The sequence below is a fragment of the Streptomyces sp. NPDC102278 genome (genome assembly GCF_044766345.1).
Lineage (GTDB): Bacteria > Actinomycetota > Actinomycetes > Streptomycetales > Streptomycetaceae > Streptomyces.
In genome coordinates this window covers 110,738-128,622 of sequence record NZ_JBIWLV010000017.1, presented here as the reverse complement: position 1 = coordinate 128,622, position 17,885 = coordinate 110,738, and the positions used below count along the sequence as shown (strand labels likewise).

The 17,885-nt window shown below is 72.0% G+C and carries 20 protein-coding genes and 1 pseudogene; 13 read left to right on the top strand and 8 right to left on the bottom strand.

Annotation, left to right across the window (positions count from 1 at the left end):
* Positions 1-149: 149 nt before the first annotated feature.
* The gene (locus ACIRO3_RS30845) at positions 150-1,061 is read left to right on the top strand and encodes a SigB/SigF/SigG family RNA polymerase sigma factor (RefSeq protein WP_404142248.1); all 912 of its coding nucleotides are present in this window, start codon (positions 150-152) and stop codon (positions 1,059-1,061) included.
* Positions 1,062-1,115: 54 nt separating this feature from the next.
* Here ACIRO3_RS30845 and ACIRO3_RS30840 read toward each other — a convergent pair whose 3' ends face one another.
* Entirely contained in the window at positions 1,116-3,221 is a 2,106-nt protein-coding gene (locus ACIRO3_RS30840; protein WP_404142245.1) for a SpoIIE family protein phosphatase, read from the bottom strand.
* Positions 3,222-3,448: 227 nt separating this feature from the next.
* Between ACIRO3_RS30840 and ACIRO3_RS30835 the strand changes: the two genes are divergently transcribed.
* Positions 3,449-3,952: an N-acetyltransferase gene (locus ACIRO3_RS30835; protein ID WP_404142242.1), complete on the top strand. Its 504-nt coding sequence runs from the start codon at positions 3,449-3,451 to the stop codon at positions 3,950-3,952.
* Here ACIRO3_RS30835 and ACIRO3_RS30830 read toward each other — a convergent pair.
* Complete coding sequence (locus tag ACIRO3_RS30830; protein WP_404142240.1) at positions 3,937-4,527, bottom strand: DUF4291 domain-containing protein; 591 nt, start codon at positions 4,525-4,527, stop codon at positions 3,937-3,939. The genes ACIRO3_RS30835 and ACIRO3_RS30830 overlap by 16 nt on opposite strands.
* Positions 4,528-4,754: 227 nt before the next feature.
* Between ACIRO3_RS30830 and ACIRO3_RS30825 the strand changes: the two genes are divergently transcribed.
* The gene (locus ACIRO3_RS30825) at positions 4,755-5,096 is read left to right on the top strand and encodes a hypothetical protein (protein WP_404142237.1); all 342 of its coding nucleotides are present in this window, start codon (positions 4,755-4,757) and stop codon (positions 5,094-5,096) included.
* A gap of 43 nt (positions 5,097-5,139) precedes the next feature.
* Here ACIRO3_RS30825 and ACIRO3_RS30820 read toward each other — a convergent pair whose 3' ends face one another.
* The gene (locus tag ACIRO3_RS30820; protein ID WP_404142235.1) at positions 5,140-5,640 is read right to left on the bottom strand and encodes an IPT/TIG domain-containing protein; all 501 of its coding nucleotides are present in this window, start codon (positions 5,638-5,640) and stop codon (positions 5,140-5,142) included.
* Between the two features lie 103 nt (positions 5,641-5,743).
* Positions 5,744-6,370, bottom strand: coding sequence for a hypothetical protein (locus ACIRO3_RS30815; protein WP_404142232.1), 627 nt, complete (start codon positions 6,368-6,370; stop codon positions 5,744-5,746).
* A gap of 128 nt (positions 6,371-6,498) precedes the next feature.
* Between ACIRO3_RS30815 and ACIRO3_RS30810 the strand changes: the two genes are divergently transcribed.
* From ACIRO3_RS30810 to ACIRO3_RS30795, 4 genes are all read left to right on the top strand, one after another.
* Positions 6,499-7,341 carry a hypothetical protein gene (locus ACIRO3_RS30810; protein WP_404142229.1) on the top strand — a complete coding sequence of 281 codons (843 nt, stop codon included), beginning with the start codon at positions 6,499-6,501 and terminating at the stop codon, positions 7,339-7,341.
* Between the two features lie 165 nt (positions 7,342-7,506).
* Positions 7,507-7,899 (top strand): YciI family protein, encoded by a 393-nt coding sequence (locus tag ACIRO3_RS30805; protein ID WP_404142228.1) that lies wholly within the window; start codon positions 7,507-7,509, stop codon positions 7,897-7,899.
* A gap of 123 nt (positions 7,900-8,022) precedes the next feature.
* Positions 8,023-8,643, top strand: a complete 621-nt coding sequence (locus tag ACIRO3_RS30800) for an endonuclease (protein ID WP_404142225.1) — start codon at positions 8,023-8,025, stop codon at positions 8,641-8,643.
* Positions 8,644-8,891: 248 nt separating this feature from the next.
* On the top strand, positions 8,892-9,215 hold the full coding sequence (locus tag ACIRO3_RS30795) for a plasmid stabilization protein (RefSeq protein WP_404142223.1): 324 nt from the start codon (positions 8,892-8,894) through the stop codon (positions 9,213-9,215).
* Between the two features lie 33 nt (positions 9,216-9,248).
* On the opposite strand, the gene ACIRO3_RS30790 is transcribed toward ACIRO3_RS30795, so the two are convergent.
* Positions 9,249-9,470, bottom strand: coding sequence for a hypothetical protein (locus tag ACIRO3_RS30790; protein ID WP_404142220.1), 222 nt, complete (start codon positions 9,468-9,470; stop codon positions 9,249-9,251).
* A 218-nt stretch (positions 9,471-9,688) separates the two neighbouring features.
* Here ACIRO3_RS30790 and ACIRO3_RS30785 point away from each other — a divergent pair.
* A pseudogene (locus ACIRO3_RS30785) lies at positions 9,689-10,261 on the top strand (aldehyde dehydrogenase); the annotation flags it as partial.
* A 101-nt stretch (positions 10,262-10,362) separates the two neighbouring features.
* On the opposite strand, the gene ACIRO3_RS30780 reads toward ACIRO3_RS30785, so the two are convergent.
* On the bottom strand, positions 10,363-11,586 hold the full coding sequence (locus ACIRO3_RS30780) for a cytochrome P450 (protein ID WP_404142217.1): 1,224 nt from the start codon (positions 11,584-11,586) through the stop codon (positions 10,363-10,365).
* A gap of 140 nt (positions 11,587-11,726) precedes the next feature.
* Between ACIRO3_RS30780 and ACIRO3_RS30775 the strand changes: the two genes are divergently transcribed.
* The 3 genes from ACIRO3_RS30775 (at position 11,727) to ACIRO3_RS30765 (ending at position 14,391) form a co-directional block, all read left to right on the top strand.
* Positions 11,727-12,692 carry an LLM class F420-dependent oxidoreductase gene (locus ACIRO3_RS30775; RefSeq protein WP_404142215.1) on the top strand — a complete coding sequence of 322 codons (966 nt, stop codon included), beginning with the start codon at positions 11,727-11,729 and terminating at the stop codon, positions 12,690-12,692.
* 13 nt (positions 12,693-12,705) lie between these two features.
* A complete protein-coding gene (locus ACIRO3_RS30770) occupies positions 12,706-13,374 on the top strand; it encodes an HAD family hydrolase (RefSeq protein WP_404142212.1) in 669 nt (222 codons plus the stop codon).
* A gap of 333 nt (positions 13,375-13,707) precedes the next feature.
* Positions 13,708-14,391 (top strand): PepSY domain-containing protein, encoded by a 684-nt coding sequence (locus ACIRO3_RS30765; RefSeq protein WP_404142209.1) that lies wholly within the window; start codon positions 13,708-13,710, stop codon positions 14,389-14,391.
* A gap of 115 nt (positions 14,392-14,506) precedes the next feature.
* Here the strand turns inward: ACIRO3_RS30765 and ACIRO3_RS30760 are convergent, their stop codons facing one another.
* The gene (locus tag ACIRO3_RS30760; protein ID WP_404142206.1) at positions 14,507-15,463 is read right to left on the bottom strand and encodes a LysR family transcriptional regulator; all 957 of its coding nucleotides are present in this window, start codon (positions 15,461-15,463) and stop codon (positions 14,507-14,509) included.
* Between the two features lie 104 nt (positions 15,464-15,567).
* Here ACIRO3_RS30760 and ACIRO3_RS30755 point away from each other — a divergent pair, with 104 nt between their 5' ends.
* Together ACIRO3_RS30755 and ACIRO3_RS30750 are read left to right on the top strand one after the other, a co-directional pair.
* On the top strand, positions 15,568-16,458 hold the full coding sequence (locus ACIRO3_RS30755; RefSeq protein WP_404142203.1) for an NAD(P)H-binding protein: 891 nt from the start codon (positions 15,568-15,570) through the stop codon (positions 16,456-16,458).
* Between the two features lie 49 nt (positions 16,459-16,507).
* Positions 16,508-16,873, top strand: a complete 366-nt coding sequence (locus tag ACIRO3_RS30750) for a darcynin family protein (protein WP_404142201.1) — start codon at positions 16,508-16,510, stop codon at positions 16,871-16,873.
* A 64-nt stretch (positions 16,874-16,937) separates the two neighbouring features.
* On the opposite strand, the gene ACIRO3_RS30745 is transcribed toward ACIRO3_RS30750, so the two are convergent.
* The gene (locus ACIRO3_RS30745) at positions 16,938-17,867 is read right to left on the bottom strand and encodes an alpha/beta fold hydrolase (RefSeq protein ID WP_404142200.1); all 930 of its coding nucleotides are present in this window, start codon (positions 17,865-17,867) and stop codon (positions 16,938-16,940) included.
* Positions 17,868-17,885 lie beyond the last annotated feature (18 nt).

The window sequence follows — 17,885 nt, the reverse complement described above, 5'->3', positions numbered from 1 at the left end:
GGTGTGGGTGCATGCCCCGGCGCCCGGGCGGGGGGGGGGGGGCGGCGGGCGGGGGGGGGGGGGGGGGCCCCCCCCGGGCCCCCCCCCCCCGCCCCGACCCGTACGACCCAGCGCCCCCGGGCAACCGTTCGTTCAGGAGGACCGCTCTCATGCCGTACGCCATGGCCGTCGACTCCCGGCGCAAGGCGGCCACGGAGGCTTTGGACCAGGGGGAACCCCCGGTCCTCCGGTCGGAGGGCGGGCTGCCCCGGATCGACGAGCCCCTCCGGGTCGCGCCCGCGGACGCGCGAGAACTGTCGCGTCTGTTCCTGATCCGGCTGAGGGCGTCGGAGGAGGGGACGCGCGAGTACCAGTACGCGCGCAACACCCTCATCGAGATGAACATCTCCCTGGTCCGTTACGCGGCGGCGCCCTTTCGCTCCCAGGCCAACGGGTGCGTCGAGATCGAGGACCTCATCCAGGTCGGCACCATCGGGCTCATCAAGGCCGTCGACCGCTTCGACCCCGACCGACAGGTCGAGTTCTCCACCCTGGCCCTGCCCTACATCACGGGCGAGATCAAACGGTACTTCCGTGACACCACCTGGGCCGCCCACGTACCGCGCCGCCTCCAGGAACTGCGCGCCGAACTCGCCCGATGCCAGGAGGCCCTGACCGAGGCACTGGGCAGGGCGCCGGCCGTGCGGGAGGTCGCCGAGCACCTCGAACTCTCCGAAAGGGAGGTCATCGAGGGGCTGGTGGCTGCCAACGCGTACAACAGCGCCTCCCTCGACACCGCCGGCAACACGCAGGAGCGGTCCGCGGCGGGCACCGAAGGCCGGCCGCCGATCGACACGGTCGGCGACATCGACCCCGCCCTGGAGCGCTTCGAGGACTTCCACACCCTTGCCCCGCTCCTGCGAAGGCTCGACGAACGCGACCGACGGATACTGCGGATGCGCTTCGTCCGGGAGATGACCCAGACCGAGATCGGCGCCGAACTCGGCATCTCCCAGATGCACGTCTCCCGCATCCTCGCCCGGATCCTGGCCCGCCTGCGCCGCGGCATGCTCGCCGACTGAGGACGCGCGATCGAGGACGCGCGAGTCCTCCGCGGACGACCGTTCCCATCGGGGTCAGGGCGTAAGGTCCTGCTCGGTCCAGACCGTCTTGCCTCCGGGGGTGTGGCGGGTACCCCACCGCTGGGCGAGCTGCGCGGCGATGAACAGGCCCCGGCCGCCCTCGTCGACGGCCCGGGCGTGACGCAGATGGGGGCTGGTGGGGCTCGTGTCGTGGACTTCGCAGATGAGGGTGCGGTCCTTGATGAGGCGCAGTCGCAGCGGCGGAGTTCCGTGGCGGAGAGCGTTGGTGACCAGTTCGCTGACGATCAGTTCGGTGGCGGCCGCGGTGTCATCGTCCACGCCCCACTCCTCGAGGGTCCGCAGCGTGTGCCTGCGGGCGGTGCCGGCCTCGGTGAGGTCGTCGGCCAGGTCCCAGGTGGCCGTGGCATGGGCGGGGAAGGTGCGGGTGCGAGCCAGCAGGAGGACCGCGTCACCGTCGCGCTCGCCGGCCCCGAGCGCGTACAGGGCGTCATCGCACAGATCCTGAAGGGATCGATCAGGGTGGGCGAGGACCTCACGGAGAAGCCCCGGGGCGTCCCCGGTGTCGGCTTGGGCCGAGGTGAGGAGCAGCGGGGTGTAGAGGGCCAGCGTGCTGCCCTCGGCGACTTCGACGGTCGTGGTGGCGAAGGGCCACCCTTCGCCGCCCAGTGACGGCCCGATGGTGAGGTCCGCCGTTTCCGTGCCGCCGTCGGGACGGACGATCACCGGCGGCGTCGGCTGACCGGCGCAGGCGAACGTACAGGTGCGGGCGAACGGGTCGTACACGGCGTAGAGGCAGGTCGCGGAGAGCGGCTGCTTGTCCACCGGATCGCCGAAGGGCCGGGCGGCGCGTTCCGCCGCCAGGAAGCCGGCCGTGTCGTTGAGGCGTGCGAGGAGCTCGTCCGGTTCCAGGTCCAAGGCGGCCAGGGAGTGAATGACGGTGCGCAACTGCCCCATCGTGGTCGCGGTGTGGATGCCGTGTCCGGCGACGTTGCCCACGACCAGGGCGGTGCGCGCACCCGACAGGACGATCGCGTCGAACCAGCCGCCACCCCCGCCGCCGGAGACGTGCAAGTGGGCCGTCTCGACGGTGCTCTGCCCCGCGGGATGGCGCGGCAGCAGATGGCGTTGGACCGTCGCGGCGATGGTGTGTTCTCGGGTGAAACGGCGGGCGTTGTCGACGCAGAGTGCGGTATGGGCGCTGACCTCGCGCACGAGACCGAGATCGCCCTGGTCGAAGGGCTCGGACTCGCCGGTGCGATAGAGGCTCACCAGACCCAGCACCCGTCCCCGCAGGGCCAGCGGAGCCACGAGCAGGCTGTGGGCTCCCGCCGAACGGATCGCGCCCGCCCTCTTCGGATCCGTCCCCAGCCACGGGCTGTCATCGCCCAGGGCGACGATCCGGGGCCGCAGATCGATCAGGGTCTGGCTGTAGGGCGTGGGGTTGCGAAGACTCCGCACGTCACCCACCGGATGGGCCTGAGCCTCCCGATGGCCGTCGCGGGCCCGGAACGCCGCGCGTCGCAACGGCACGTCCTGGGCGAGCGGCCCCGTCGGGGGTTCCTCGCCGCGCACCACCGCCTCCACGACCTCCACCACGGCGATGTCCGCGAAGGAGGGCACCACAGCCTGCGCCAGCTCCTGACACGTGGCGATCACGTCGAGGGTCTGCCCCACACATTCGCGCACCCCGTCGAGGACCCGCAGCCGGGCGCGCGCCTCCTGCGATTCCGTGACGTCGACCGCCGCGACCGCCACCCCCAGCACCGTCCCGTTCGCGTCGCTGAGGCGGAAGACGGAAACCGAGCGCGCCCTCTCCTGCCCCTGGTCGGAGTCCAGCCGCGAGCGAACCAACCGCTCTCGCACCGGCACACCGGTCGCCAACACGCCGCGGATCATCTCCGTCACCTCCCCGGGCGAGGTCAGGCCGGCGAAGACATCGGTGAAGGGCCGCCCCAGCACCTCCTCGACAGGGATGTCGTGCATCGTCCGGGTGGCGGTGTTGACCCGTACCAGCCTCAGCTGCGTGTCCAGCACGTGAAGCCCCACCGGCGACTGGGTGAACAGGGCGTCCAGCACCGCCCGGTCCACGTCCCCGGGAACACTCCGCCGCTCCCGGTGGGACGGATCCTCGTGCGTCACCGCGATCACCTCCGTATCCAGCCTGCCCGACGGGCATGCCGGCGGCCCTGCGCAGAGCCGTCAAGTAGCTCGATCAGCTCCGCTCGGGCCGGGCGCGGCCGGGGATCGGGCCAGGCCCCGCAGGAGCAGGTCCAGGCCGCCGCGGAACGCGCGGTCGGGGGTGAGGGAGCGGGCCTCCCGGGCGGTCGTGGTGGGCGCGGGGTAGGTGGCGCTCGTAGGGTCCTGGCATGATCGAGAATCAGCGGGACTTCGTACCCGACGCGTTCGACGTGCCCGGGGGATTGACCGGGGACGGCTTCCGACTGGAGCCCCTCGGGCCGGCGCACAACGTGCGCGATCTGGCCGCCTGGAGCGCGAGCATCGCGCACATACGGGCCACGCCGGGGTTCAGCGGGCAGGGTTGGCCGCCGATCGGGGGGATGACCGAGGCGGAGAACCTGGTCGATCTGGAGCGGCACGCGAAGGACTTCGCGGGCCGTCGCGGTTTCACGTACAGCGTCCTCGAAGGGGCCGACGAGGTGATCGGATGCGTGTACCTCTACCCGGCCCGGCAGGAGCACGAGCACGAGCACGACCGGGTGCCGGGGCGGGAGTCGGTGCGGGTGCGGGTCAGTTCCTGGGTACGGGCCGACCGGGCGTACCTCGACGCGCCACTGCACCGGGCGGTGAGCCAGTGGCTCGCCGAGGCCTGGCCCTTCGAGCCCGGCCGGGTCGACTACGCGCCGAGGTGAGGCAGCGGACCCGCCGGGTAGGGGGTCTCCACCGGCAGGAGGGCGCGGGCTGCCGCGTTCTCGCCGGCGCGGACCAGGCCGTGGATCTCCCGGACCTGCGGGGTGATGTCGCGGATGGCGACCGTCCACTCGTCGGCGTACGCGCGCGAAAGGGGCCCGGACAGGCCGAGTTGGAGAGAGCGGTGGGGCAACGGGTTCAGGTGCAGGTCGCGTTCCGGGTCCCACTGGACGCGGGCGGCACTGTGCCGCAGGGCCCGCTTCCAGGTCGCCGCGTCCGGATGCGTGCCGTGTTCGTGGTGCGAGAGGCAGGCGCCGCGCAGCGCGTGGTCGAAGCCCTCGCGGGTGATCTCGACGGCCAGGACCGTCTCCTGGTCGGGCTTCGCGGCCCAGCCGCAGCGGTACATCATCCACAGGAACGACGGCTTGATCCACGTCATCCGCTCCCGCTTCCAGGCCGGCGGGAACCGTCCGTCGCGGGCGGCCGGGACCCCCAGCCGGGGGGAGTACGCCTGGTAGACGGTGACGGTGTCGGCGGTGTGGGCCGCGCGGATCCGGCGGTTCGCAACGTGGTGCATGCCCCCAGGGTGCCGGGCGCGCACCACTCCTGGCCGGCGGATTTCCACCGGGTGCCGTGGGCCGCCCCGTTCCGCTGCTCCGCACGGCCGCCCACCGTGTCCTCGTGGGCCCGGCGCGGCTCCGACCGGGTGACGGCGCGGCAGGCCTGCCACCGAGTGCCGCGACTCGCCCCTCCGGTGCGCCACACTGCCCAAGGCCCCTCGCCCCCGGATCCCGGAGCCCCGCCATGCCCCATTCCTCCAGCGGACCGAACGAAGCGGACACCTTCCTGGCCATCTGCGGTCACACCCATCTCTTTCCCGGTGCCCGCTGCCGTCTCCAGGGGCTCTCCGACCCCCGGGCCTTCGCGGCGCAGCCGTGGCCGGTCGAAGTGGAACTGCGCTTCTCCGACGACGTCGTCACCGAGGCGCGGCTGCGGACGGGGGAGGGAGCGGGGCCCGTGCTCGCCGTCCCGGCCTACACCACCGGCGCCGGCGCTTCCATCGACAGCCGTACCTGGCTGGTCCGCGAGTTCGCCCGGACGGGAGACGAGGTCGAGCTGACGGTCGGCAGCCATGCCGTGACGTGAGGCACGGCCCACAGGTCCGCCACACGGAGGGCAGGAGGGGGCGTCAGTCGAGGTAGGTGAAGGGGAGCGGGTTGGTGAGCCGTCCGCAGGGGGTCGCGGCACGGACGGAGACGGTCGCCGCCGCCGGCCATTCGGGAGCGGTGGCGACGACAGAGGTGTCACTGAGCACCACCACGTCCGTGGCCTCCCGGCCGCAGAAGCACCCGTCGGCTGTCACCGTGCCGAAGAGCACCCGGGTGTAGGGGCTGAGGTTGGTGCCGATGAGGGTGACCTGCGTGCCGCCGGTGCGGGGGCCCGCGTCCGGCTGGAGTGCCAGGAGCTGACCCTGCGGGGTCCCGTCCGCGGGGCCGGGGCGGACGGGGAAGGTGCCGGGGGCGCAGTGTGTCGTCCCGGAGGCCTCGGCGCGCGGGGCGGAGTGGACCAGGGGCAGGGTGCACAGGGACAGCGCGGCGAGCAGGACGCGGTTCTGCGGCGGGTACGCGTCATGGCGGAGCCTTCCGGCGGAGGAGGCGGGACCGGAGGAGCCCGAGCCCGCCCCCATCATGGGGAAGTCATACCGGCTGAATCCAGAACAAATCGCTGATGTCGCAGCGATTCGTCAGGCTTCGGCGCGTGCGCGTTCGAGTCCGCCCGTGGAAACGCTCGGGTCATGCCCCGGGTCGCCGGGCGGCCTGGCCATGCGCCAGGAGGAACTCGGTGGCCCCCGCGATGGCCTCGGCGTAGCTCTGGTGCACTGCCTCGGACTCCTCGTCCTGCCGGTCCGCGGCAGTGGCGGTGTACCACCAGGCGTCGGCGTCCGGGTCATGGTGAATGACGGCGACACCGCCCGCGTAGCGAAGCGGGATGGACTCACCGGCGGACTTCCTGACCACGGCGTGGGGCCACTTGAGGCGGGCGGACTGACGCTTGATACCGCCCCAGGCCAGGCCCAGTTGGGTGTAGCTGGCCCCGCTGCGGCCGGCGACGGTGGCGGCGCTCTCCGCCAACCGGTCGACGGATCGCTTGGCTTCGTACAGGGCCCGAAGCAGCGCCAGTTGCACGTCGGGCGCGGCCATGAGCGCGGGATCGAAGGGCTTGTCGGCCGCGCGATAGGCCTGCGCACGCGTCGAGATCCGCTCGGCCAGTGCGCGGACCGCGGCGAGCACCTTGTCGTCCATGGTGAACAGGTCGTCGTCGGTGGGCTCGCGCCAGGCGGGATCCACCAGGGTCGTGACGGTGGTCCAAAAGCTCTCGTCGTTCTTGTCGGGGGTCGGGATAGCCGCTGAGTCTGCCATGTGACAAATTTAGCTGTCGGGATGTCAGGTGACAAGAGAAACTGTCAACGGGCTTCACGGCCGGCAGGGTCACCCGCGGCTGCGTTTCACTGTCCGGCGGGGTCGATCCCCCGGGCTAGGGTCGGCACGTGGGACAGCCTGAGCAGCGCACCGAAGGCGCGGGACCGTTCACCACCCGACGCACCTGGCACCGCCCCGACGGGGGAGCCGTCGTGTGGGAGTCGAGGGTCGCGCGCAGGCGCGGGGTGCTCTCGGTGCGGGGCCCGGACGGCACGGCTCCCGTGTCCGCGAGCGCCGATGCCACCGCCCTCGGGCGCCTTCGGAGGCTGAACGCCGTCGCCTCGGGCGCGTTCGTCATCGGCGGGGCGCTCTTCGCCCTCGGGGCCGCCGTGGCCCAGTTCGGATCGGGCGACGCGTTCGAGAGCGCCTCCATCTACTTCGCCGGCGGTCTGTTCTTCAACCTCGGGGGCTACACCTCCCTCTTGCAGACGCTGAACGCGCCTCGCCACACCCGGGAGGGAGGTCGACTGGTCACCGCCGGCTGGAGGTGGTGGGGGTACGAGCCGATGCGGTTGGACTGGCTGAGCACGTTCGTGCTGTTCGTGGGAACGCTCGTGTTCGGCGTCAACCTTCTGGACTCGTTCCTCCAGGGGCTCGGCGCGCAGCAGGCCAACCGGCTCATCTGGGCCCCCGACGTGGTCGGATGCGTACTCTTCCTGGTCTCGGGCCATCTCGCGTTCACCGAGATCTGCCACAGGTCCCGCCCCTGCTTCCGTTCGCGCGGTCTGGGCTGGTGGGTCGTCGCCGTGAACCAGTTGGGGTCGGTGCTCTTCATGCTGTCGGCGCTGGCCGCGTTCACCCGGCCGGCCACCGGAAGCCTGGTCAACGCCGACATCGCGAACTGGGGGACGCTGTCCGGAGCACTGTGCTTCTCGATCGGCGGAATGCTCCAGGCCTTCGAACGGCCGTAGGAGCCGGGTGCTCTCGCCCTCACCTGGACGGACCGCCCCGCCGGCCCTTCCGGGCGCCCGACACGGCTCGGGCGCGGGGGGCACCGATGAGTTTCGCGGTGCCCGGTCGTCTACCTTCTCGAAGACGCCGAGAAGCCACACGAGCGCCCGGGAAGGGTGAGGAAAATGAAGTACATGATCCAGATGAACGTGCCTGCCGACCAGTGGGACTCCGTGATGTCGGGGTACTCCGCGGACGACATGAAGGCCATGTTCGCCCACATGAACGCTCTCAACGAGGAGCTCGTTTCCGCCGATGAATGGGTCGACGGGCAGGGGCTGGGGGGCCCGTCACGGGTCAAGACGGTGCGCGCCGGGAGCGACGGACGGCCGCAGGTGACCGACGGGCCGGCCCAGCCGGGACCCATCCTGGCCGGCTACTGGCTCGTCGACGTCGAGAACGAGGACCGGGCCCTGGAGATCGCCGCACGGGCGTCGGCCTGTCCCGCCCCGGGCGGGAAGCCCGGCAACGACCCGGTCGAGGTGCACGCGATTCCCTCGGACCCCACGGAGGCCTGAGCCGCGTTCGGGCCGCTCGGCCGGCGGCGGCGTCCGGCCGGCGACCAAGTCCGGCTGACGACGGCGGACCGGGGTAGGGGAGCGGTGGGAACCGCCACCGGCCGGACGAAAGCGAGGCCCGTCATGACGCAGCGCACCACCGTGAGGGAACTGCTGACCGAACACGGGCGGACCCACGCCGAGGAGGCGGGAATCCACCTGGCGAACACTCCCATGCCGCTGTACCAACTCTTGACGCTCTGCGTGCTGTTCTCCGTGCGCATCAAGGCGGACATCGCGGTGGCCGCCGCGCACGAGGTGTTCGCCGCCGGGTGGCGCACACCCCGGGCGATGGCGGCGTCCTCCTGGCAGGACCGGGTGGACGCACTGGGCCGCGCACACTACCGCCGCTACGACGAAAGCACGGCGACGGCGCTGGGCGAGGGCGCGGAACTCATTCGCGACCGGTACGCCGGAGACCTGCGCCGACTGCGCGAAGCAGGGGGCGAGGACCCCGGTCGCATCCGCGAGCTGCTGCGGGAAGTCCCGCGGATCGGACCCGTGGGCGCCGACATCTTCTGCCGCGAGGCCCAGAGTGTCTGGCCCGAGCTGCGCCCGGCCTTCGATCGACGGGCTCGCCGTGCCGCCGCCGACCTCGGGCTCCCCGGGACACCCGAGGGCCTGGCGCGTCTCGTGGACGTCGAGGATCTGCCCAGGCTGGCGGCCGCCCTGGTCCGCGCCGGCCTCTCCTCCTCCCGGTCCTGACCGGGAGGGCGCACGGCGCGCGACCCGGGTGGACCCGGCCGGGTCGCGCGCGCGTCCGGCGGCCATCACGCTGGATGCCGAGGACGACAGGGCCGCCGTTCTCCGGCAGCCGGGCGCACCCGAAGCCCCGCGCCACCGCCGGAGACGGTGTGAGCCGCCCTCGTCCGGGCAGACGCATGGCGCGTCCGGTGGACCCGCCACCGGGCCGGTATGTGACCGGTACGTGAGAGACAAGTCGAGGAGTGGCCATGCCCCGCGGATCCAGCCCCAAGCGTGAGCGCCAGTACGAGCACATCAAGGAGAGCGCCGAGGAGCGCGGCGAGGGCACCAAGCGCGCGGAGGAGATCGCCGCGCGCACGGTCAACAAGGAACGAGCGCGCTCGGGCGAGTCGAAGACCGCGAGCCGCTCGTCCCTTGACGACATGTCCTCCTCGAAGCGCGGCGGACAGCGTTCCCACAGCGGCGCGCAGGGCCCCACGAAGGAGCAGCTGTACAACGAGGCGAAGCAGCGGAACATCGAGGGCCGCTCCAAGATGGACAAGGCCGAACTCAAGCGGGCCCTCGGCAAGTAGCGCCGTGTGCGACGAGGCCACGAGGCCACGAGGTCACCACTCGGGATGGACGTCGTGGCTGTCGTGGCGGTTGCCGTTCGGGGTGAGCCAGGGCCGGAAACGGCCCGGTCCGGTGCTTTCGGGGGTATAGACCACCGGCTCCAGGGTGTCGTCGGTGACGATGACGGCCCCGGCCCGCTGGGCGCTCCGCAGCGCATGGGTCCAGTGCGGGCCGCGATGGCCGGTGCGATAGTCGGGTGATTTGGACTGGGACATCGGTTCACCGCCTCGCTGCGGAGTGAACGCGCGCTCTCGCACACGGTTGCACGCGGAAGGGCTCCCGCCGAAACCCTCAGGTGGTTCCTGCCCCGGTTTCCGGGCCGTCACCCTGTCGGGCGGCCTTCTCCTGCCCTCCTGCCCTCCTGCCTCGATGGTGCGAGCCGGGAGGGCGCCGCTCGCAGGTTTTGCCGGCTTTCGTGTGAGGTTCGTGCCACTGGGTCGCCGACCACCAGCCCGACCGCCTCCGACTCGCCGAGGAGATCGGAGCCATCCCCATCAACACCGCCCAGCAGGACCCCGCAGAGGTCGTCAAGGAAGCCACCCTCGGCCTGGGAGCGGACAACGGCTGTGAGCGCGTGGGTTACCAGGCCCACGATCCGCAGGGCCAGGAAGACGGTGCCCTCCCCATGAACGGCCTGATCGACGACGTCCGGTTCACCGGGAGCCTCGGCGTGGTCGGCGTGTTCCTCCCCGACGACCCCGGAGCCGCCGAGACGCAAGGTGAAGCCGAGGCACACGGCAAGTTCCCGATCGACTTCGGCCTGCTCTGGTTCAAGGGTCAGAAGATCGGCACCGGCCAGGCACCCGTCAAGCGGTACAACCGCGCTCTGCGCGACCTCATCGCCGGCGGCAAGGCCGAGCCCGGTTTCCTCGTCTCCCACGAACTCGTACTGGACGAGGCACCCTCGGCGTACGAGCACTTCGACAACCGCGACGACGGCTGGACCAAGGCCGTCCTCCACCCCGACGGTGGCAACGGTTCCCGCCGCCGGTCCGGCGGAAAGTGAGCCGTGGCGAAGACCGCTGGTGGTCATCGACATGCTCGAGACATACGACCACCGTGACGCCTACCTGCTTCGAGACGTCCGAGAGCGCCCGCGGGACCCCGTCAGGTCAAGCCGAGCACGAAACCGCTGCGGGGAGCGGTCGGCATGCGGGACAACGGAATCGTCAAGTCCTGTTCGGGGACCGCGTATGCGAGCCGCGCGAGTTCCGCGGCGAGTGCCGAGAGAGCGGTCACGGTGATGTCCTCGCCGGGGCTGCGGTGGCCTCGGGCCGGACCGCCACCACCTTGCGGGACCAGATGGTCGAGCGTGGTGTTGGCGTTGATGAACCGGTGCGGATCGAAGCGGTAGGGGTGGTCCCACAAGGCCGGGTCGTGGTTCTGTCCGTAGAGGTCGAGCAGGACCAGGGCGCCCTCGGGGACTGCCTCGCCCTGCCAGGTCAGGTCGCGGGCGGCGAGGCCGCCGACGAAGGGGGCGAAGGGGTAGAAGCGCCGTACCTCGTGGGCGAACGCCTCGGCGTAGACCCCCTCGACGTCCGAGCCCAAAAGGTCGCGGTGGTGGGGCCACCGGTGGAGGGCGTGGGCGGCGAAGGCGGTGAACCAGGCGATCGCGATCGTGGGCCGGATGATGTCGAGCAGCTCCACCGCCGCGGTGTGCGGGTCCAGGAGACTGCCGTCCCGACCCCGGTGCCACGCCACCGCCTCCAGGCCCGACGGTTTGGCGTCGCTCCCTTGTGTCGCGCGGCTGCTGATGATCAGCGCGGCCAGCGCCTTCTCCTGACGGGCGCGGGCGCGGCGGGCGCGCAGGTGCCGGGGGCCGGGGGTGGCGAAGCCGTCGACCATGGCCGTGCAGTCGCGTGCCATCTCGCCGGCTTCGGCGTCGGAGAGCGGGAGGCCGACCCAGTCGCACACGGCCAGGGCGAGGACCTTGGCGGTCTCGTCGAAGAGGGTCACCCGATCCTGTTTCCATCCGGCGACCGCCTCGCGCCACCGCCAGGTGACATGGTTGCCGAGGGCCGCGATGCCGGTCTCGTCCTTGACGAGGGCGCGGAAGATCGCCTTGCGGACCCGGTGCGCTTCGCCGTCGAGGGTGTGGACGCCACCCTGCCCGAACAACGTGTCGAGGACGGGATCGGGGAGCGCTGTCGTCCGCACGACGTGCTCCTCGTCGTAGAAGAAGGCGACGGCTTCCGGGCCGCGCAGAGCGATCGTCGGCCGCCCCAGCAGTCGAGTCCTGAACGTGCCGTCCGTCGTCGTGCGCATCCGGTTCGGCAACCAGGCGTAGCCGCCGGTCAGGAGCCCGAGCGTGCTGTCACTGAAAGGAGACATGGCGCGCGGATACCCGGAGCCCCGGCCGCCGATGCACGGGGCTGCGTTTCGCTTCGTCATGGCGCAATCGGGCAGGGCCATCCGAAGGTGCCTGCCCGTTGCGGGGTTTCGTCAGCCCTGATGGCGGCTAGGCGCTGCACATGGTGCGAATCGGATACACGATGATGACCGAGCAGGCCGGCCCTCGCGAGCTGGTCTCCCACGTGGTGGGAGCGGAGCGGGCGGGGTTCGACTTCTCCGTCATCTCTGACCACTCCTTCCCGTGGCTGGAGTCCCAGGGGCACGCCCCCTACGCGTGGAGCGTCCTGGGCGCGGCGGCGCAGGCGACCTCCCGCATTCCGCTGATGACGTACGTGACCTGTCCGACGTTCCGGTACCACCCCGCGGTCGTCGCGCAGAAGGCGGCGACCCTGCAGATCCTCTCCGAGGGGCGTTTCCGGCTGGGGCTCGGTTCGGGCGAGAACCTGAACGAGCACATCATCGGCGCCGGCTGGCCCGCCGCCCACGTACGGCTGGAGATGCTGGAGGAAGCCGTCGACATCATCCGACGGATGTTCACGGGCGAGTACGTGAGTCACCACGGCGCCCACTTCGACGTCGAGAACGCCAAACTGTGGGACCTCCCCGACGAACTGCCCCCGATCGGGATCGCCGTCTCGGGCCCCCGGTCGTGCGAGCTCGCCGGCCGGCACGCCGACCTGGTGATCGCGACGGAGCCCAAGCGCGAGCTGCTGGAAGGGTTCGACGCGCACGGCGGCGCCGGCAAGCCGAGGGTCGGCCAGCTCCCCGTCTGCTACGACACCGACCAGGACGCCGCGGTGGCCCGCGCGCACGACCAGTTCCGCTGGTCGCTCGGCGGCTGGAAGGTCAACTCGGAACTTCCCGGGCCGGTCGGTTTCGAGCAGGCCGCCCAGTACACCCGGCCGGAGGACGTCGCCGACGCCATCCCGTGCGGCAACGACGTGGACGCGTTCGTGGAGGCGGTGCGCCCCTACGCGGAGGCGGGATTCACCGAGGTCGCCCTCGTCCAGATCGGTGGCGAACACCAGGAACCGTTCCTGGAGTGGGCCGAGGCGAAGCTGCTGCCCGCCCTGCGGAACCTCTGAGGAGGACACCGTCATGGATCGCGCCGCGCTCTTCGACGTGGACGGCACCCTCACGGACACCAATCACCTGCACGTCATCTGCTGGTGGGAGGCGCTCCGGCAGGCGGGGCATCATGTCCCCATGCACGCCGTCCACCGGGCCCTCGGCCTACCCGGCGAGGACCTCCTCGCCCACCTCCTCGGCGAGGACCGGGACCAGGGCGACGACGACAGGCTGAGCGCCGCACACGACACCCTGTACGCCACCTACTTCGACCGCCTCGATGCCTTCGGCTCGGCCGCGGACCTCCTGCGCGCGCTGGCGGAGGCGGGGTGGAAGGTACTCCTCGTCACCTCGGCCAAGGACAACGAGCTGGAGGCCCTGCGCGAGGCCATCGGGGCGGACGACTCCATCGCCGACACCGCGACCTCCGACGACGTCGAGCGGGGCAAGCCCGCACCCGACCCCGTGCGTCACGCCCTCCAGCTGGCGGGGGTGACGCCCGAGCGCGCGGTGTTCGTCGGGGATTCCGTCTGGGACATGAAGGCGGCCCGCCGGGCCGGGGTGGCCGTCATGGGCCTGCTGTGCGGCGGCATTCCCCGGCAGGACCTCGAGGAAGCCGGAGCGGCCGCCGTCTATCACGACCCGGCGGATCTCCTGGCCCACCTCGGGACGAGCACGTTCGCGCAGGTGCCTGCCTGACGGTTCTCCGTACGACGTACGACGCGTGCGTGCCCGGACCGCTCGGCGACCGGAGCGCTCAGCGACGCCGAGCCGAGCGCTCCGGTCGGGCCGCCGCGGAGGGGAGTGTCGTGGGGATCGGCGACGTGACGTTCGGCAACGCCTGCGCCCCGTCGGGGCGACTCCCGGCCGGGGCCTCGGCCGTGGCCGGGAGCGGCTGTGAACCGGACCCACTGAACCGGACCCACTGAACCGGGGGCGCTGGTCTGTTCGGGTGCGCCGGTGGTTCGCGATCGGGTGGTTCGCGGTGTGGTCCGGCGCCGGAGCCGGTCGGATCGGTGAAGCGTGGCGGTCATGACGACTCTCTCTCGACTGCGCGGCCTCGCCGTGTGCCTCGCCGTTTCGTCCACGCTGATGGCCGGAGCCTGCGGCGCCGCCAAGGATCCCGTGACCGCCGCTCCCGCGGCGCCGACCTCGTCCCAGGCCAGCCCGACGGCCGGCGGCGCGATGACCGAGGACCAGCGTGAGCGCATGGCCCTGGTGCCCGCCGCGAAGGTGCAGTGGAACCAGGCCGCCGACACCGCCCTCGGCGCCGTTCCCAAGGGCCGGCTCGTGGAAATCGAGCTGACCGCCACCCGGGGCACCGCCCCGGGTACCGCCTCGGGCAGCCCGAGCCCGGAGGCCTCCGCGCAGGCGGCGCGGGTGCCGGTGTGGGACACCTCGGTCGCCGCCGAGGACGGAACCCTCCATGACGTCCAGGTCGACGCCGTCACCGGGAAGGTCACCCGCTCACGGATCGAACCGGGGCAGGACGCGGACGACAAGAGCGAGATCGCCGAGCAGTTGAAGGCCGCGACCACCACCGCGCAGAAGGCGGTCAGCACCGCCACGGGGCGCACGCCGGGCGCCGTCACGGCCGTGGAACTCGATGACGACGTCTGGTCCGTCGACATCGTCACCCCGGACTGGAACAAGACCACGTACGACATCGACGCCGCCAAGGGAACCGTCGTGCGGGAGCACGTCGACCGCGACTGATCGTCGCTCACTGCCGCGTCCGCGTACGCGGCGGCGGATGCCGAGGCCCCCGCCGCCGCGACGCGCAGGGTTTGACGAGCCCGTTCCGTGCCCGGTGGCGCGGCCGGCGCCCCCGTCAGGTGGTCGAACGGTCGGGGGCGGCGAGAGTCCGACGGACGGTGTCACGGAGCCAGCGGTGCCCCCCGTCGGCCGCGTGGCGGGGGTGCCACGCCATGCCGATGGTCAACGGCGGGAGGGGCACGGGGATGTCGAGCAGGCGGAGGCCGAGGGCGGTGGCGGTGTCGGTGAGGGGGGAGGGGGCCGCGCCGGCGGGTGCGGTGGGGATGAGGCATACGACATCGCTGCGGGAGGCGAGGGCGAGCGCGGCCATGTGACTCGGGAGGGCGACGGCGACCCGTCGGTGGAGGTTCAGCTCGGCCAGGGCCGTGTCCAGGGGCCCGGTGAAGCGGCCGCGCCTGCTCACCACGACGTGTTCGGCGGCAGCGAGCCGCTCCGGGGTCAGGGCGCCCTCGATGAGCGGGTGACCGGGGCGGACGGCCGCCGCCATCCGGAGCGTGACCAGCTCTTCGACCTGGGTCTCGGGGTCGACGTGGTCGATGGATCCCACCTCCAGGTCGATCCGGCCGTCGCGAAGGGCCGGGCCGGCTTCCAGTTCCTCGGCCCGGAACCGCAACGAGACCCCCGGTGCCTCCTGCCGGGCCAGCCGCATCATCCCGGGGGCCAGCGCCGCGCCGATCAGGTCGGCCGTTTGGAGGGTGAAGGTGCCGCGCAGGGCGGCGGGGTCGACGCTCGCGCCGGGGGTGAGCAGCGCTCCGAGACGGTGCACCACCTCGGCGGCCTCCTCGCGCAGCGCCTGGGCACGGGGAGTGGGGACCATCGCCTGACCGGCCCGGACCAGGAGGGGGTCCTGGAGCACGCGACGCAGACGCGCGAGGGTGCGGCTCATGGCGGCCGGGGACGTGTGCAGGCGTGCGGCGGCGCGGGTGACGCTCTGCTCGGACAGGAGCGCGTCCAGCGCGACGGCGAGATGTGCGTCGATGACGGGGTCTGGAGTACTGCTCATGGGGGTCATTCCATTTCAGGCAAGTATCCGATGCTGAAGTTCCCATTGTGGCAACAGCGTGATCCTTCGCAGGATGGGGGGCGTACCGACTCATCACGACCCACGAGGTTTTCATGATCGTCATCACTGCCCCGACCGGGAACATCGGTCGTCACCTCCTGCCCCTGCTCCTGGGGTCCGACGGTGCGCACGAGGAGGTGCGCGTCATCGTGCGCGACCCCGCCCGGCTTCCGCGAGCGGTCCGCGAGCGGGTCGAGGTGGTCACCGGCTCGCACGGCGACGCCGACGTCGTCGACCGGGCCTTCGAGGGTGCGGACGCCGTCTTCTGGCTCGTCCCCCCGGACGCCTCCCTCACGCCCGACGACGCCTACCGCGGCTTCACCCGCCCCGCCGCGAACGCCCTCGTCACGCACGGCGTCGGCCATGTCGTCGGCGTCTCCGCACTCGGCCGCGGCACCCCGGTCGCCGATCGCGCGGGGCTCGTCACCGCCTCCCTGGCCATGGACGACCTCATCGCCGACACCGGCGTCTCCTACCGGGCCCTGGCCAACCCGTCCTTCTTCGAGAACCTCCTGGAGGAGGTCGACGCGATCCGCGAGAAGGGCGTCTTCACCGACGCGGCCGACGCCGACCGCAAGGCTCCCCGCGTCGCCGTCGCCGACATCGCGGCCGTCGCCGCCGGCCTGTTGCTGGAGCGCTCGTGGACGGGCACCGACAGTGTCCCCGTCGTCGGGCCGCAGGAGCTGTCCCCCAACGACCTGGCCCGCGTCATGACCGAACAACTCGGTCGCCCCGTCCGTTACGCGCCCCAAACCTTCGACGAGTTGTACGCCGACCTGGTCGGCTACCGCCTCAACGAAGCGTTCGCCCGGGGCGTCGTCGACATGAAGCGGGCCAAGGACGAGGGGCTCGACGCGGGCGTCGCCCGTACCCCGGGCGCCGCCACCCCCACCACCTTCGAACAGTGGTGCGTCCAAGTCCTCAAGCCCGCCGTCCTCGCCTGAAACCAGCACGCCGTTGCGTCGAACCACAACCACTCCGGAGAAGCCCGTCATGCCCACCGAGACAGCCGCACCGCCCGTCACCGCGTTCATGCTCGTCAAGACCACACCCGAGTGGCTCGCGATGACCCCCCAGGAACGGGTGAACGCCTTCACCACCCAGGTCGTCCCCGCGATCAAGGCCAAGACCACCGGCGTCCGATCACGCTTCTACGACACGGAGTTCTACTCCACCCGCGTGACCGACGTCTGGGTCTGGGAAGCGGACGATCACGCCGCCTACCAGCTCCTCATCGACGCGCTGCGCGAAACCCCGTTCTGGGACCGCTACTTCGAGATCGTCGACCTTCTCGTCGGCGCCGAGAACGGCTACGCCCGTACGTACGGTGTCGAGGCGGTCACCACCATCACCACCTGAGGACCGCCCGGCCCGCGCCCATGGGACGCGCGCGGGCCGGCGCTGCCCGCGACGCCGGAGCCGATCACCGGGCGGGCGGCTGCGTGGCCCGGCCCGTGATGAGGCGGACCGCCGCGATCGTCAGGTCGGGGTCGTGGATCTGGACGTAGTGGTCACTGCCGGTCGCCAACAGGTGCGGGGTCTGTGGCCGCAGGGCCACCAGGGCTTGTTGGGCCTTGGGCCAGGAAGCCTCCAGCCTCGCCACCAGGTCCTTGGCCATGGTGGCGGGCGCGGCGAAGGGCTCGGTCTTGCTGAGCACCGCGACCGGGACCGGAGGGAGCGGCCCGCCGCGATCGATCGCGGTGACCGCGCCGTCGATGTCCACCTGCTCGAAGTCCGGGTCGGTGTCGAAGGGCGTGCCGGGATGCCGCAGCGCCCGGACGTACGCCGGCCAGTCCGCCCCCATCGCGGGCTTCAGCCCCGGCCCCAGTGCGTCGACCAGGACCAGTGCGCGCGTCCGCCCCGGGTGCTCCTGCGCGTACCGCAGGGCGAGCATGCCACCGAAGGAGTGCCCCACCAGCACGTACGGTCCCGGTACGTGGCCGGCGGTCAGGACCCGGTCCAGGTCCCGGACCATGGCGGGCAGGCTCCGAGTGCCCCGCACGGGCGTGCTGCGGGTGGTGAGCGTCGGGGGCTGCGTGTAGCGGATCGTGCCGGGCCGGTCGTAGGTGCACACCCGGGTGAACGCGGCCACGCCCGGCAGCACCGCCGGGGCCTTCGGCGCGGGCGGGGTGACGTCGGTCAGCGACCACGGGTCGGAGGCCTCGTGCAGCCCGGACACCAGCACCACCGTCGGGCTCCCCGAACCCGCGCAGTGCAGGTACAGGCTTCGCCCGTCCCCGATGTCCACCCGCTGCCCGTCGTCCCCACCCGGCGCCCCCGGCGTGCCCGCGACCAGCAGGACCACGGCCGCCAAGGCCGCCGGCCCGCCGGACGCCCGCCGTCGCCATCGCATGCCTCCAGCGTCCCCGCG

Excerpts from the sequence above, each read along its gene's own strand:
- ACIRO3_RS30765 (WP_404142209.1), top strand. The coding sequence starts at position 13,708 with ATGACGACTCTCTCTCGACTGCGCGGCCTCGCCGTGTGCCTCGCCGTT.
- ACIRO3_RS30825 (WP_404142237.1), top strand. The coding sequence starts at position 4,755 with ATGCCCCATTCCTCCAGCGGACCGAACGAAGCGGACACCTTCCTGGCC.
- ACIRO3_RS30755 (WP_404142203.1), top strand. The coding sequence starts at position 15,568 with ATGATCGTCATCACTGCCCCGACCGGGAACATCGGTCGTCACCTCCTG.
- ACIRO3_RS30805 (WP_404142228.1), top strand. The coding sequence starts at position 7,507 with ATGAAGTACATGATCCAGATGAACGTGCCTGCCGACCAGTGGGACTCC.
- ACIRO3_RS30835 (WP_404142242.1), top strand. The coding sequence starts at position 3,449 with ATGATCGAGAATCAGCGGGACTTCGTACCCGACGCGTTCGACGTGCCC.
- ACIRO3_RS30800 (WP_404142225.1), top strand. The coding sequence starts at position 8,023 with ATGACGCAGCGCACCACCGTGAGGGAACTGCTGACCGAACACGGGCGG.
- ACIRO3_RS30790 (WP_404142220.1), bottom strand. The coding sequence starts at position 9,470 with ATGTCCCAGTCCAAATCACCCGACTATCGCACCGGCCATCGCGGCCCG.
- ACIRO3_RS30795 (WP_404142223.1), top strand. The coding sequence starts at position 8,892 with ATGCCCCGCGGATCCAGCCCCAAGCGTGAGCGCCAGTACGAGCACATC.
- ACIRO3_RS30750 (WP_404142201.1), top strand. The coding sequence starts at position 16,508 with ATGCCCACCGAGACAGCCGCACCGCCCGTCACCGCGTTCATGCTCGTC.
- ACIRO3_RS30760 (WP_404142206.1), bottom strand. The coding sequence starts at position 15,463 with ATGACCCCCATGAGCAGTACTCCAGACCCCGTCATCGACGCACATCTC.
- ACIRO3_RS30815 (WP_404142232.1), bottom strand. The coding sequence starts at position 6,370 with ATGGCAGACTCAGCGGCTATCCCGACCCCCGACAAGAACGACGAGAGC.
- ACIRO3_RS30770 (WP_404142212.1), top strand. The coding sequence starts at position 12,706 with ATGGATCGCGCCGCGCTCTTCGACGTGGACGGCACCCTCACGGACACC.
- ACIRO3_RS30845 (WP_404142248.1), top strand. The coding sequence starts at position 150 with ATGCCGTACGCCATGGCCGTCGACTCCCGGCGCAAGGCGGCCACGGAG.
- ACIRO3_RS30745 (WP_404142200.1), bottom strand. The coding sequence starts at position 17,867 with ATGCGATGGCGACGGCGGGCGTCCGGCGGGCCGGCGGCCTTGGCGGCC.
- ACIRO3_RS30820 (WP_404142235.1), bottom strand. The coding sequence starts at position 5,640 with ATGATGGGGGCGGGCTCGGGCTCCTCCGGTCCCGCCTCCTCCGCCGGA.
- ACIRO3_RS30780 (WP_404142217.1), bottom strand. The coding sequence starts at position 11,586 with ATGTCTCCTTTCAGTGACAGCACGCTCGGGCTCCTGACCGGCGGCTAC.
- ACIRO3_RS30830 (WP_404142240.1), bottom strand. The coding sequence starts at position 4,527 with ATGCACCACGTTGCGAACCGCCGGATCCGCGCGGCCCACACCGCCGAC.
- ACIRO3_RS30775 (WP_404142215.1), top strand. The coding sequence starts at position 11,727 with ATGGTGCGAATCGGATACACGATGATGACCGAGCAGGCCGGCCCTCGC.